We start from the raw sequence: 12,323 nt of genomic DNA, 5'->3' as shown, positions 1-12,323 counted from the left end.
GTATTGCTTCATAATATGTTTTATGGATTGACTGCCAAAGAATTATATATCATTCTTTTGTTATACTATCAAGCAGGAGGCGGTTTAGATGAATTTCTATATTACATATGGAACACCAGATTTTTTGCATAAAATCGCAAAGAAACACCATCTGGAAAATCTGCTTTATATGGTCGGAAAAGAACAAGCAGCCCTTTTTCATGAAACGGAGGGTGAGACTGTATTTAAAGCCCCTCATGCCTATGATGTGATTTATGCGAAAGGCGAGCTTGTCCAATCCGGTTTCATCACCTTGAATCATATCCCTGTGAAGCTTGAAAGCAGAGCACTGTTTGAATCCACCTTTCAGAAAAAGACGAACATCTCAGAACATCAGCGCGGCTTCCAGGCTATTCGTGTGTTAAGACCTCAAAAAGATGAAGAAGTTTATTTGATTTTGACACTTTGGGAATCAGAGGACTTATTTCAAGACTTTCAAGAATCAGAAGCATTCTTTCAGACACACGAGGATACAGGCTCCATTTTCTCTCGTCCAGCTTACCTCACATCCTACCATGCCGTCACAGACAATTAAGAAAGTGCTGCTCTCAGCACTTCTTTTTTTCATCAAAAAAGCCCAGTCGCCTGGGCTCTTCATTTTATGAACTTGATTTCAGCTCGTACCGATGAATGATCGGCTGAAGCACATAGAAATTCAGCAATATCCAACCTAATAAGACCGGCCACTTCAGCATAGGTGAAGCACCTTTCAATTGAATCAGCAGCACCAATAGCGGAATCAAGCAGATCATAAAAAAACTCATTTTTGAGACAAATGTTTCTTTGATTTGATGCCGGCAGCTTGGACACATCATCATTTTCGTATGTGATAAATGAAACTTTTCGACGAAAGAAAATGTTTTTGAACAATTTGGACAGCTTCCCAACACTACTCCTCCCTTTCCCTGCTTCATATCAACTTCGACTTTTATGTAAAATGACCTTTTGATACTGACCACGAAATCCTCTTCTGTTGAAAGATTCTAACAATTACCATACAATCAGTAAAAGAGCATGAAGGAGGTTTTCGATTCAATGACAATATCCACTTTACAAAAAAGCATCAATGAACGTCTTGATGAACATTATGAGGAAATGGTTGAAATTAGACGCCATCTCCATATGAATCCTGAACTTTCTTTTCAGGAAGAAGAAACAGCCGCTTTCATCGCCAGCTACTATGATACCTTACAAATACCTACGCGCACCAAGGTGGGCGGTCATGGCGTACTCGCTTTTATTGAAGGAGCTTCTCCGGGACCAACCATTGCCCTCAGAGCTGATTTTGATGCACTTCCCATCCACGATGAAAAAGATGTACCTTACAAATCAACAAAGCCTGGTGTGATGCATGCGTGCGGTCACGATGGGCATACTGCAACACTGCTTGTATTAGCAAAAGTCTTGCATACGCATCGTGATCAATTAAAAGGAAAGATCGTCCTCATTCATCAGCATGCCGAGGAATATGCTCCCGGCGGTGCAAAACCAATGATTGAAGACGGCTGTTTAGACGGTGTCGATGTGATATTCGGTACGCATCTTTGGTCTTCAGAGCCTTGTGGCACGATTCTTTATAAAAGCGGGAACTTTATGGCAGCGGCCGATCGTTTCTCCATTCAAGTCCAAGGGAAAGGCGGACATGGCGCCATGCCTCATTTAACAAAAGATGCCGTACTCATCGGTTCACAAATCGTCGCAAACCTGCAGCAAGTCGTTGCACGTAAAGTCAATCCAATTGATTCTGCTGTTGTTTCTGTTGGAGGTTTTGTAGCGGAGAATGCCTTTAACGTTATTGCAGATTCAGCTGTTTTAACGGGTACTGCACGATCCTTTGAAGAAAGTGCACGGCATATTATCGAACGAGAAATTGAACAGGTGGTAAAAGGGGTATGCCAGATGCATGATGCTGCCTACACATATGAATACGTAAGAGGATACCCTGCTGTCAAAAACCATCCAAAGCCGACTGAATATATTGCTGGCATCGCAAACCAGACAGAAGGTGTCACAGAAGTAAAAGAAGCGGAAACCCAAATGGGCGGAGAGGACTTTGCTTACTACCTTCAGCATGTTCCTGGTACCTTCTTCTACACAGGCGCCATGCCGGAAAACAGCCAGGACGTGTATCCACATCATCATCCAAAGTTCGATATCAATGAAAAAGCAATGCCTATCGCAGCAAAGGTACTCGCTAACGCCGTTCTTTCCTACAATGAATAAAAAAAGCCGCTGTCATCAGCGGCTTTTCTATTTCATTTCTTTCAATATTCGCAAGTGAAACACATGGCGTGCAACCTCTCCGATCTGTCCTGTCAGCTGATGATTTGCCACCCCGCCAACAGCGGCTCCGACGACCGGCATTAATTGAAACAGCTTTACAAGATCAATATAATCTCGATACTCCTGCTGAAAGCTGTACCAATCCATTTCCTCGCGGCTCGTTTCCCAATCATCTATGATCTTCATCATTTTTTGACGATGGGCACTGCTGGAAAAGGCGAGCTGAAATATACAGAGCAAAAAGAGTCTTTCCTCCTTTTGAGATAAATCAAAGCCATAAATACTCGCCAGCTCATAAAGACATTTCATCTTTATGCTCAGCAGCAGCGGAAAGTCTGCCATTCCGAGGAATAAACCGCCTGCACCTGTTCCAACCCCTTCGATAGCAGCCGCCTTTTGGTAATACTTCACTTTATCCTTTGCCAGTTCATTTCGTTCTACAATCGATAATTGTTCATCAATCACTGAAAATGAAGTAAAGTGTGATCCTGATACGGTGGATTCAACCATTGTTTTGACTGCACTTGTGATGACTTGATGAAACCTGGCAGGAATTCGGCGGTTCACCTGCTGCTGAACTCCTTTTGAAAACCGTTCGATCTTTGAAGGTTTTCTTAAAAAACGTGTTTGAAAAAGAATGGCTTCTTCATACAACTCCCATTCAGCTGCATTCATCCGGTCCCCTCCTTGATGTCATCATACGCTCGCTGTAATTCCACTTATCTCATCTTTTTTAACCTGCTTTGTACGTAAGGCTTAAAGAGGACAAGCACAAACGCTACAGAAATGAGAAAGGCAAGTCCGCTTCCCTGCCAGCCTCCTGCTGGAAGTACCGCACAGCTCAGCAATATCGATTGGATGATGAGCACATTACGGACGAGAACAAAAAAGCTTCGATCCTTTTCTTTTTGAGAAACTGGATAAAGTGCCTGTAATGAAAGATGAGCAAAGTGCTTCGTTAACGGCACAAGCTGTACACCTGTGATAAATACTGTGAACAAGACGAGTAACGCACCCACCCAGCCTGCTGCACCTGTATACAAAATAATCAGGACAAACACGGCCGTTAATCTAAACACGAGACCAAAATAGTCATTTGAGCGTACAAACGCCCTCACATACATATAAGAAAAAGTTTTACGCTGATCATAAGGAACAAACTTCAACATCCAGTCCATGTATGCTCTTCTTTTCACCTGTTTCTTTAAGTGAGGCACATCTGTAAATAAGTTTGCCAAACGATAAAAGCGCTGCTTCCGTTTTAATTCATCAGAAATATGCATTTCCCATTGAAAAGGCTGTTTTTTCACTGCATTTGTTAAGTAGACGAGATAGACACCATAGATAAGATAAAAAACGATTGCAATCGCATAAGCTGCCTGTAAGACGGTGTAGATCAACATCATATTTAATAAAAAACGAAGGGCTGCATCGAGCCATCTCACGTGTTTTCCTTGAAAATAAGTCATTCTCCATTGAATGGCTGTATTCAAGCCCTTTATCAAGATCATTTGTGCCAATATCAGCACATATCCCGTGATGCCTCCTGAAGACACCGCCGAATAAAGCGGAAGTGCGACAATGGATACAGCAATGAGAGGAAACAGCTGAGAAATGAAGCTAAAGTTAAACGCTTGTTTTAAGTAAGGCTCCATCTTCCCTTCCAAAGGAAGCAAAAACACGAGATCGGCTTCTTTAATCAATGTACGTACGTATGAGCTTGTGAGTACCAATGAGAAAACAACTGCCATCACCCAGTAGGATGGGAAGTGAGCTGGAATATGTTTGAGCCAGCTGCTGTACCAGCTTGCTCCGCCTGCAAGGAAAAAAATGAGCACAATGACAAGATGATCGTTGAACATGTATTTTAAGTATTTTCTTGTTTCTTGTATGTGTTCCTCTAATCTTGATTTCCAAATGGTCTGCGTTGTTTTACTCATAGCTTTCTTCCTTTGTTAATTCCAAATAAAGATCATCGAGTGTCGCATCTCTCATATTGAACTGTTCTCTCAGCTCTGCTAGTGTTCCTTTCGCTCTGATTTCCCCTTCGTGCAAAATAATGAAGGAATCACAATAGCGCTCAGCTGTCGCCAAAATATGCGTTGACATCAGGACACTAGCACCGCTTTTCTTCGCAGCATTCATCCGTTCAAGCAGTGCATTGATTGCAAGAGGATCAAGACCTAAAAACGGTTCATCGATGATATACAGCTCTGGTTCCACAAGGAATGCACACATAATCATGACCTTCTGCTTCATTCCTTTTGAAAAATGAGCAGGGAACCATTTCAGCCGTTTCTCCATTCGAAATTCTTTCAGCAATGATGGCAGACGTTCGTCTAATTGTTCCTTTGATAGACCGTAAGCCATCGCTGTCAGCTCTAAATGCTCTTTTAACGTTAATTCTTCATATAAAACAGGTGTTTCAGGAATAAATGTAAATTGTGAACGATACGCCTCTTGATCGTCTTGAAGGGTTCGTCCATTTAATTCAATGACACCTTTATGCGGTTTCATGAGCCCGATAATATGGCGGATGGTTGTACTTTTCCCCGCCCCGTTTAAGCCAATGAGACCGACGATTTGATTTCTTTCTAATTCAAATGAAATATTTTTTAGAACGGGATTCTTCGTATATCCGCCCGTTACATCTTTTACAGTGAGAAGGGACATGAATTCGTTCCTTTCTTTCTTTTTTCCTTTATAGTAACAAAAACGAATGACAATTTGAAATGTTTACCTATAGACGAGTCATGAATAAAAAATAGACGCTTTGGTCATCATAATGTATGTAGAAGAAATGAACTTGATGACCAATAAGTAAATGAGGTGTTTGTTAAAGGCAAAGAACCGCATGACAAGTTGGTTTTTCATCTAAAAACCTTAGCTTCTGTTTTGCTTCACTGATTCTTGATTTTTGTGTCCTATACAATATGTATACGACAAACCAAAACGTCAAATGAGGTGTTTACGGCAGAAATAGCAGGCACATGAATTCTTTATTTCAGTAAATAGAGAATTCAAAAGGCATTCGAATGAAAGCATCAGCATTTCTTCTGCAGGAGCAGGATGAGCGACCAAAGGAGTTCGCTTGTCCTGTTTTCTTTTTTGCTTCTTTTTGTGATACGATAAAGGAAAAATAATGAGGAGTGACATGGCGTGAGCGACTGCATTTTTTGCAAGATCATTGATGGAGACATTCCATGTGCAAAAGTATATGAAGACGAGCATGTATTGGCTTTTCTTGATATCAGCCAAGTAACAAAAGGACATACCCTTGTAATCCCGAAAATACATAAAGAAAACATCTATGAGATGACAACAGAAGTGTCTAACCACTACTTCCAAGCGATTCCGAAAATTGCAAGGGCGATCAAACAGGAATTTGAACCAATCGGGCTAAACCTCCTGAACAACAACGGTGAAAAAGCCGGTCAATCGGTGTTCCATTACCATATGCACATCATTCCCCGCTACGGAAAAGGCGATGGCTTTGGTGCCGTATGGAAATCACATCAAGATCAATACACGTCAGAGGATTTAAAAGACATTTCTTCTGCCATCCACACGCGGCTTACCTCATCTTAACAGATGAGGTTTTTCTTATTTTCACCCCTTATCACCGCTACCATCTCTTAATAGTAAGATATTTTGAACGATTCAAATTTTTTGTCCAAATGCTTCAAATTTGTGATAGGATGGTTTTATCTTTTGATCCATTAACGCGAGAAATAGGGAGAGATTGTGATGAAGCGAACGACGAATTTTAATGCTGGTCCGGCGGCACTGCCGCTAGAAGTGCTTCAAAAAGCACAGGTAGAACTTGTTGATTTTAAACAAACTGGGATGTCTGTGATGGAGCTTTCTCATCGCAGCGGTGAATATGAAGAAGTCCACAATAAAGCAAAAGCGCTTTTGGTGGAACTGATGGACATTCCAGAAGATTATGAAGTCCTCTTTTTACAAGGCGGAGCTAGTCTTCAATTTGCGATGATTCCTATGAACTTCTTACATGAAGGCGAAACAGCTCACTTCATTCAAACAGGCGCTTGGTCAGAAAAAGCATTGTCAGAAGCAAAAGGGTTTGGTCAGACATCTGTACTTGCTTCAAGTGAAGATGACAACTACTCGTATATTCCAGAAGTAGATGCTTCCGGCTTAACAAATGGTGCTTACTTACACATCACATCGAACAATACGATCTTCGGCACTCAATGGAAAACGTTCCCGCACACGTCACTGCCGCTCATTGCGGATATGTCCAGTGATATTCTCAGCAAAAAAATAGACGTTTCTTCATTTGATCTCATCTATGCCGGAGCACAAAAAAACCTAGGGCCATCTGGTATCACGATCGTGATTGCGCGCAAACGTTTATTAGAGAAAGAGAAAAGCAGCACACCGAAAATATTAAAATATTCAACACACGCAAAAGCCAACTCTCTTTATCACACACCACCGACTTTTGCGATTTATATGCTGTCACTTGTCCTAGAGCATGTCAAACAAGCTGGCGGTGTAGAAGCAGCGGAAAAACGCAATGAAAAAAAAGCAGGCATTCTCTATGATACCATTGATCAAAGCGGCGGTTTTTATCAAGGACATGCGCGCGCTGACAGCCGTTCGCATATGAATGTCACCTTTACTCTTCGCGATGAGGCACTTACTTCTTCCTTTGTGGAAAAAGCAAAGCAAGAGCAAATGGTTGGACTTGCCGGCCACCGTTCTGTTGGTGGATGCAGAGCATCTATTTACAATGCGGTCTCAATTGAAGACTGCCAAAAGCTTGCGGACTTTATGAAAAAGTTCCAGCAAGAAAATGAGTAAAAAGGCTTTTCTATAGGGAAATAAATTTGTTATAATAACGAGAAATATAAAGTCATGACTCTTGCAATAAATGATGAGCCATATTATTGGAGAGTCCTATAAGAGCTTAGCAGAGGAGAGCATAGAAATGAAAACAAAAGAATTAGTGATTATGTCATTGCTTGCAGCAATGGGAGCTGTTTTGCATACGATTTTCCCGCCCATCTTTTTCGGAATGAAACCTGATATGATGCTGGTCATGATGTTTTTAAGCATCATCCTTTTCCCAAAGGTACAGCATGTTGTCGTGATTGCGCTAGTGACTGGTGTCATTTCTGCATTAACAACGGGATTCCCAGGCGGACAAATTCCGAATATGATTGATAAGCCAGTGACAGCCTTTATCTTCTTAGCCCTTTTCTTATCTTGCTTGAAGATAAAGAACAAAGTCGTGCTGACCGCTGTATTAACTGCGATTGGAACCATCGTATCCGGCGTGATTTTCTTATCTGCCGCTTTACTGATCACTGGACTGCCAGCTGCATTACCGGCACTTCTTGTGGGTGTTGTCCTGCCAGCAGCCGTGATTAATACCATCGCTATGGTATTTGTCTTCCCAATTGCTCAGTCCATTCTGAGACGTGCAAGAATGATAGAAGTTGCTTAACGAATAACCGAACCTCTTCATGATAGATGAAGAGGTTTCAGATTGTTGACAAAGGGCTAAAATGATCTTGATTTTAGCCCTTTGTCTTCTTTTCAGCGTGATAGAAAACCTTTGAAGTCTAGGAAGGACGAGTACTGGCGCGGAGCGAATTTGATATTCGTGAGCACCAGCACGCAGGACTGACAAAGAATGCGAGGGTTTGTCTACACGCTGGAACCTCTTCATGATAGATGAAGAGGTTTTTTTCATGCTTTTATAAAAGAAAAAGGGTCAGCAGCAAAATGAGGAGCGAAATTCCTGCACCAGCCGCACACACAAGTGCTTTTTGCTTTAAAACATGTTTTGGCGGATAAGACCCTGCATACCCAAGCTGTCTTGCATAATGAATAGAACCACCTGTAAAAACGATGACGATACACATAAAAACGAACAGAAAGACAGACAACCTTCTCCCCTCCCTTTTCTTCAAAAGTATGCTAAAATAAAGCAAGCTATGTATGGAAGTTCAATGAAGCTGATCATCAGCTCAGAGAGAACATGCGAATGTGTAAAATTTGACTAGAGGTGATTTGAATGGCTAGTGGACGTTCTTTATTAACAGGATTATTTGTAGGCGGTCTCCTCGGAGGTGCGGCAGTGCTCCTGACGACTCCCTCTTCTGGCAGAGATGTGCGCGGAAAAGTGAAAGACGGCTATGACAAATTCGAAGATACGCTGACAAAATTAAAAAGAGATGGACAAGCTTTAAAAGAGCAAATTGTGGAAACAGCAAAAGAAAGCGCAGAGGTCATTAAAGAAGTCGGGTCTGAATTGCAAACATCGATTCAGCAATGGCGCGAAGAAATCAAACCTCATCAGCAGGACTTACAAAGGGAAATTCAGGAAATTGAGGAAAAGCTCAAACAACTGGAAAAAACCTTACAAAACTAATATACTCACAAAAAAATATTCGTTTACAAAAGTGTGCGGGGTGCGTATCCCGCACTTTTTTTGTTGAAAAAAGGTTATTTTGACAATGTTTTTCATGACTTTTAAAAATTCTTGAATTTTCAGCTTTATTAATCTTTATTTTATTGGCATAATAGAATTACAAGAAAAAGAGAAGTAGGTGAAATGGATGAATCATTCGGAACAGCCTTTCGATGTAAAAGAAGCACTTTTATTCAGTCAAAGAATGGCCCAATTGAGCAAAGCTCTTTGGAAATCCATTGAAAAGGACTGGCAGCAGTGGATCAAACCGTATAACCTAAATATCAATGAACATCATATTTTGTGGATTGCGTATCAATTAAAAGGAGCTTCAATATCAGAAATTGCAAAGTTTGGCGTCATGCATGTATCAACGGCGTTTAACTTCTCCAAGAAACTGGAGGAACGAGGATTTTTAAAATTTTCTAAAAAGTTAAACGATAAGCGCAATACGTATATTGAGCTAACGCCAAAAGGCGAAGAGACATTCCATAAACTACTCGAAGATTATGACCCGGCCCGAACTGGTATTGTCAAAGGCGCACAGCCGCTTCATGACATTTACGGAAAGTTCCCTGAGATTTTAGAAATGATGTGTATCATCCGAAACATTTATGGTGAGGATTTCATGGAGATTTTTGAGAAATCGTTTTCAAACATTGAGAAGGACTTTTTGAATGAGCGAGGAAGAGTCAAAAAAAAGACTGAGGAACTAGAAAACTCAGCTGAGGCAGCAGAAAAAGCGGCTAAAACAAATCAAATTGTTTAATGATCTTTATAAATTCATTCATTAGCGGCTGAAAGAGCCCCTGATCATGCAAAGCAAATATCGTCTCATGAACATCCAGCTTTTCAATTAACTGTCCCGCAAAGAGCGCAAGGAGATCGTCAAACATGACGTAGCCTTGTGCTTTTTGTTTATCCATTTCCTCTGAAAGCTCAGCACAAATACGCTCAATTTCCTCTGCCTCTTCTTTCGTTACACGCTGCCTGATCAATAACGCATAATATGGATAACGGCTCATATCGGCTGCCGTCAATAAAAGTTCCATATAATATTCAAGCTGGCTCATTCGTTCCTCAATACTCATGTACGTTCCCTCTTTCTCTTAGTCCTTCTATTTTAGCCGAAATTACTCATTGACGAAAGAGACGAACCTCCCCCTTCTGTTTTTTTTCTTGAAAAATCCAAAGTTTCCTCTCTTTATTCCATATGAAGGCACCATTTTATTTTTTTTCACCAAAACCATTGATTTTTATCCTCAGGAAGAGTAAATTATCTTGAGATATTCAATTCGATTTTTAGATTGGAAGGATGAAAAATGAATTGTTGGAAGACCATTAATCTTGAAAAGGATTATGGTTATACGAGAATGATGATTTCTGCCATAAGTCTTGCTATCCTTTTTTTCATTATGGCATTTTTATGTTTTCAACTGACTCATCCTGAAACGAGGCTAAGCAGCCATAACGCACCGCTTTTTGCCGTGCTCTTACTTGTGACATTGCTTGTCCACCGTGTGGTTCACTTGATCCCAGTGATGAAAAACAAGAAAAAAATGACGCTGTTTATGAAACGAAATTGCTGGCAGCGCGTGCCTAAGAAAGTGATGCTTTTTTCTCTTCTCAGTCCGTTTTGTGTCATCTCACCGGTTTACTTTGTGTTAGGCGTGGCATTTCCTATGTACGCACACTATTTTATCATTATCGCAAGTATACATGCAGGCTATTGTTTGCCTGACTTTTTATTTGCATGGAAGCTGCTCAAAGCACCTAAATCCTGCATCATCGATCAAGCTCAAGACGAGTTTGATATTTTAGTTGACCAAACTTCCTCATCATGAGGTTTTTAAAGCCAACTTCTATCTTTTTCATAAAAAATTTGGTAATGTAGTATGGGAATAGCATAGAGAGGGGGGATCTCCGATAGTTTTATTTTACTTCATCGTCTTTGCCGCGTTTATTGTGTATTCAATAAACAGGCTTACTAATACATTATGCCTTGTCAGAGAGATTCCTGAAGAACGGCAAGATAAGGTGTTTCGCTTTATCAATGTATCGATACTGATCTTACTTATCTCATCATTTGTTGAAATTACCATTTCCATTTAAGATCAAAGCAAAAGCTGCCAGTTTGAGGGCAGCTTTTTGTGTATATTTTAATTAGCAAATCCAAGATGCACCGATGATGATCAATAAAATGAATAATACGACGACTAGTGCAAAACCGCCAGCAAAGACTTCTCCTCCCATGTGAAAACACCTCCTGCCAGTTCTTCCTCTGTTCTAAGCTCAGTGTATGCAGAAAAATAAAAAACGTTTAGGCACCTGTCATCGTTTGAAAAAAGAACCGCCCTCACGCACGGCAGGACGGCTCCCTTCTAACACAGCGATTTAATTAGTAAAGATATGCTGCACCAACGATGATCAGCAAAATGAATAGCACGACCAATAAAGCAAACCCATTAGAATATCCTGCTCCCATATAATTCAGCCTCCTTTTTGTGATCACTATATGTGTATGTCGCGCGCAATTTTTTGACTAGACGAATGCCCTTCCATTTGCATTTCTTTTTACAGCGTGTCACAATATGTTATGATACAAGCAATGATAAATAAATTGGAAAGATTAGGAGTGTTTTTTGAATGAAAAAAATGGCTTTAGCAGCTGTAACAGCAGTAAGTGTTTTAACTCTTGGCGCATGCAGTAGCGGTGATAAAGATGTGATCGCCACAACGAAATCAGGAGATGTCACAAAAGGGGAACTTTATACAACTCTTAAGAAACAAGCAGGTGGAGATGCTCTAAACCTACTTGTTCAACAAAAGGTTCTTGCTGACAAATACAAAGTATCTGATAAAGAAATTGATAAGAAATTGGAAGAATATAAAAAGACACTTGGTGAAGATCGTTTAAAACAGCTTCAAGATGAATTCGGTAAAGATTACATCAAAGATCAAGTGAAATATGAGCTGCTGACTCAAAAGGCTGCCAAAGCTAACATCAAAATCACTGATAAAGAAGTAAAATCGTATTACGATGACCTTAAAGGAAAAATCCGTGCAAGCCACATTTTAGTAGCTGATAAGAAAACAGCGGACGAAGTGGAAAAGAAATTAGATAAAGGTGAAAAATGGGATTCCCTTGTCTCTGAATATTCAACTGATACTGCTTCAGCAGCACAAGGCGGAGATGTAGGCTGGTTCGCAAAAGAAGGCCAAATGGACGAGAACTTCAGCAAAGCTGCTTTCAAACTAAAAGTAAATGAAATCAGCAAGCCAGTAAAATCCCAATTCGGCTACCATATCATTAAAAAGACTGAAGAACGCGGTAAATATGATGACATGAAAGCAGACTTGAAAAAAGAACTGCTTGACCAAAAACAAGCAGACACAAATGAAATCCAAAACATCTTAAATAAATTAGTAAAAGATGCTGATGTGAAAGTAAAAGATAAAGAGCTTCAAAAAACGTTCAAAGAAAAATCTGAACAGCCTGCACAAAATCAACAGCCTCAACAAAACCAGTAATCACAAAAACCCCCTCTGCCGTATTGAT

General features: G+C 40.4%; 18 protein-coding genes. 10 read left to right on the top strand and 8 right to left on the bottom strand.

Annotated elements, in window-relative coordinates:
* The first annotated feature begins 88 nt into the window (after positions 1 to 88).
* Positions 89 to 574, top strand: coding sequence for an antibiotic biosynthesis monooxygenase family protein (locus M1D81_RS05090; protein WP_456265442.1), 486 nt, complete (start codon positions 89 to 91; stop codon positions 572 to 574).
* Positions 575 to 638: 64 nt separating this feature from the next.
* On the opposite strand, the gene M1D81_RS05085 is transcribed toward M1D81_RS05090, so the two are convergent.
* Positions 639 to 926: a hypothetical protein gene (locus M1D81_RS05085; protein ID WP_225315487.1), complete on the bottom strand. Its 288-nt coding sequence runs from the start codon at positions 924 to 926 to the stop codon at positions 639 to 641.
* Between the two features lie 148 nt (positions 927 to 1,074).
* Between M1D81_RS05085 and M1D81_RS05080 the strand changes: the two genes are divergently transcribed.
* A complete protein-coding gene (locus M1D81_RS05080; protein WP_456265443.1) occupies positions 1,075 to 2,262 on the top strand; it encodes a M20 family metallopeptidase in 1,188 nt (395 codons plus the stop codon).
* Positions 2,263 to 2,289: 27 nt separating this feature from the next.
* Here the strand turns inward: M1D81_RS05080 and M1D81_RS05075 are convergent, their stop codons facing one another.
* The 3 genes from M1D81_RS05075 to M1D81_RS05065 are packed head-to-tail and all read right to left on the bottom strand — an operon-like array spanning position 2,290 to position 4,995.
* Positions 2,290 to 2,997, bottom strand: a complete 708-nt coding sequence (locus tag M1D81_RS05075; RefSeq protein WP_456265444.1) for an EcsC family protein — start codon at positions 2,995 to 2,997, stop codon at positions 2,290 to 2,292.
* Between the two features lie 44 nt (positions 2,998 to 3,041).
* On the bottom strand, positions 3,042 to 4,262 hold the full coding sequence (locus tag M1D81_RS05070; RefSeq protein WP_456265445.1) for an ABC transporter permease: 1,221 nt from the start codon (positions 4,260 to 4,262) through the stop codon (positions 3,042 to 3,044).
* On the bottom strand, positions 4,255 to 4,995 hold the full coding sequence (locus M1D81_RS05065; protein ID WP_073979228.1) for an ABC transporter ATP-binding protein: 741 nt from the start codon (positions 4,993 to 4,995) through the stop codon (positions 4,255 to 4,257). The genes M1D81_RS05070 and M1D81_RS05065 overlap by 8 nt, the downstream gene beginning before the upstream one ends.
* Before the next feature lie 486 nt (positions 4,996 to 5,481).
* Here M1D81_RS05065 and M1D81_RS05060 point away from each other — a divergent pair, with 486 nt between their 5' ends.
* The 3 genes from M1D81_RS05060 (at position 5,482) to M1D81_RS05050 (ending at position 7,795) form a co-directional block, all read left to right on the top strand.
* Entirely contained in the window at positions 5,482 to 5,910 is a 429-nt protein-coding gene (locus M1D81_RS05060) for an HIT family protein (protein ID WP_456265446.1), read from the top strand.
* Positions 5,911 to 6,069: 159 nt separating this feature from the next.
* Entirely contained in the window at positions 6,070 to 7,149 is a 1,080-nt protein-coding gene (gene serC, locus M1D81_RS05055) for a 3-phosphoserine/phosphohydroxythreonine transaminase (protein WP_456265447.1), read from the top strand.
* Between the two features lie 127 nt (positions 7,150 to 7,276).
* Positions 7,277 to 7,795 carry a tryptophan transporter gene (locus M1D81_RS05050; protein ID WP_024425455.1) on the top strand — a complete coding sequence of 173 codons (519 nt, stop codon included), beginning with the start codon at positions 7,277 to 7,279 and terminating at the stop codon, positions 7,793 to 7,795.
* A gap of 253 nt (positions 7,796 to 8,048) precedes the next feature.
* On the opposite strand, the gene M1D81_RS05045 is transcribed toward M1D81_RS05050, so the two are convergent.
* On the bottom strand, positions 8,049 to 8,240 hold the full coding sequence (locus M1D81_RS05045) for a hypothetical protein (RefSeq protein ID WP_024425454.1): 192 nt from the start codon (positions 8,238 to 8,240) through the stop codon (positions 8,049 to 8,051).
* A 128-nt stretch (positions 8,241 to 8,368) separates the two neighbouring features.
* On the opposite strand from M1D81_RS05045, the gene M1D81_RS05040 reads away from it, so the two are divergent.
* Entirely contained in the window at positions 8,369 to 8,725 is a 357-nt protein-coding gene (locus M1D81_RS05040; RefSeq protein ID WP_456265448.1) for a YtxH domain-containing protein, read from the top strand.
* Between the two features lie 187 nt (positions 8,726 to 8,912).
* Positions 8,913 to 9,533 carry an HTH-type transcriptional regulator Hpr gene (locus M1D81_RS05035; RefSeq protein ID WP_456265449.1) on the top strand — a complete coding sequence of 207 codons (621 nt, stop codon included), beginning with the start codon at positions 8,913 to 8,915 and terminating at the stop codon, positions 9,531 to 9,533.
* Here M1D81_RS05035 and M1D81_RS05030 read toward each other — a convergent pair.
* Positions 9,511 to 9,855: a YhaI family protein gene (locus M1D81_RS05030; RefSeq protein ID WP_456265450.1), complete on the bottom strand. Its 345-nt coding sequence runs from the start codon at positions 9,853 to 9,855 to the stop codon at positions 9,511 to 9,513. The genes M1D81_RS05035 and M1D81_RS05030 overlap by 23 nt on opposite strands.
* 231 nt (positions 9,856 to 10,086) lie before the next feature.
* Here M1D81_RS05030 and M1D81_RS05025 point away from each other — a divergent pair, with 231 nt between their 5' ends.
* Together M1D81_RS05025 and M1D81_RS05020 are read left to right on the top strand one after the other, a co-directional pair.
* Entirely contained in the window at positions 10,087 to 10,608 is a 522-nt protein-coding gene (locus M1D81_RS05025) for a DUF3267 domain-containing protein (RefSeq protein ID WP_039177576.1), read from the top strand.
* A gap of 82 nt (positions 10,609 to 10,690) precedes the next feature.
* Positions 10,691 to 10,876: a hypothetical protein gene (locus M1D81_RS05020; RefSeq protein WP_072368131.1), complete on the top strand. Its 186-nt coding sequence runs from the start codon at positions 10,691 to 10,693 to the stop codon at positions 10,874 to 10,876.
* 51 nt (positions 10,877 to 10,927) lie between these two features.
* Here M1D81_RS05020 and M1D81_RS05015 read toward each other — a convergent pair whose 3' ends face one another.
* Positions 10,928 to 11,017 (bottom strand): YjcZ family sporulation protein, encoded by a 90-nt coding sequence (locus tag M1D81_RS05015; RefSeq protein ID WP_017360317.1) that lies wholly within the window; start codon positions 11,015 to 11,017, stop codon positions 10,928 to 10,930.
* A 145-nt stretch (positions 11,018 to 11,162) separates the two neighbouring features.
* Complete coding sequence (locus M1D81_RS05010; RefSeq protein WP_008361129.1) at positions 11,163 to 11,249, bottom strand: YjcZ family sporulation protein; 87 nt, start codon at positions 11,247 to 11,249, stop codon at positions 11,163 to 11,165.
* 161 nt (positions 11,250 to 11,410) lie between these two features.
* Between M1D81_RS05010 and M1D81_RS05005 the strand changes: the two genes are divergently transcribed.
* Positions 11,411 to 12,295: a peptidylprolyl isomerase gene (locus M1D81_RS05005; RefSeq protein ID WP_456265451.1), complete on the top strand. Its 885-nt coding sequence runs from the start codon at positions 11,411 to 11,413 to the stop codon at positions 12,293 to 12,295.
* Positions 12,296 to 12,323: the final 28 nt, after the last annotated feature.

Source organism: Bacillus sp. JZ105 (assembly GCF_053903125.1).
The sequence above is the reverse complement of the archived record's forward strand: the minus strand, read 5'-3'. Positions and strand labels throughout refer to the sequence as shown.

Excerpts from the sequence above, each read along its gene's own strand:
- M1D81_RS05030 (WP_456265450.1), bottom strand. The coding sequence starts at position 9,855 with ATGAGTATTGAGGAACGAATGAGCCAGCTTGAATATTATATGGAACTT.
- serC (WP_456265447.1), top strand. The coding sequence starts at position 6,070 with ATGAAGCGAACGACGAATTTTAATGCTGGTCCGGCGGCACTGCCGCTA.
- M1D81_RS05090 (WP_456265442.1), top strand. The coding sequence starts at position 89 with ATGAATTTCTATATTACATATGGAACACCAGATTTTTTGCATAAAATC.
- M1D81_RS05070 (WP_456265445.1), bottom strand. The coding sequence starts at position 4,262 with ATGAGTAAAACAACGCAGACCATTTGGAAATCAAGATTAGAGGAACAC.
- M1D81_RS05050 (WP_024425455.1), top strand. The coding sequence starts at position 7,277 with ATGAAAACAAAAGAATTAGTGATTATGTCATTGCTTGCAGCAATGGGA.
- M1D81_RS05065 (WP_073979228.1), bottom strand. The coding sequence starts at position 4,995 with ATGTCCCTTCTCACTGTAAAAGATGTAACGGGCGGATATACGAAGAAT.
- M1D81_RS05015 (WP_017360317.1), bottom strand. The coding sequence starts at position 11,017 with ATGGGAGGAGAAGTCTTTGCTGGCGGTTTTGCACTAGTCGTCGTATTA.
- M1D81_RS05025 (WP_039177576.1), top strand. The coding sequence starts at position 10,087 with ATGAATTGTTGGAAGACCATTAATCTTGAAAAGGATTATGGTTATACG.
- M1D81_RS05035 (WP_456265449.1), top strand. The coding sequence starts at position 8,913 with ATGAATCATTCGGAACAGCCTTTCGATGTAAAAGAAGCACTTTTATTC.
- M1D81_RS05080 (WP_456265443.1), top strand. The coding sequence starts at position 1,075 with ATGACAATATCCACTTTACAAAAAAGCATCAATGAACGTCTTGATGAA.
- M1D81_RS05005 (WP_456265451.1), top strand. The coding sequence starts at position 11,411 with ATGAAAAAAATGGCTTTAGCAGCTGTAACAGCAGTAAGTGTTTTAACT.
- M1D81_RS05010 (WP_008361129.1), bottom strand. The coding sequence starts at position 11,249 with ATGGGAGCAGGATATTCTAATGGGTTTGCTTTATTGGTCGTGCTATTC.
- M1D81_RS05075 (WP_456265444.1), bottom strand. The coding sequence starts at position 2,997 with ATGAATGCAGCTGAATGGGAGTTGTATGAAGAAGCCATTCTTTTTCAA.
- M1D81_RS05040 (WP_456265448.1), top strand. The coding sequence starts at position 8,369 with ATGGCTAGTGGACGTTCTTTATTAACAGGATTATTTGTAGGCGGTCTC.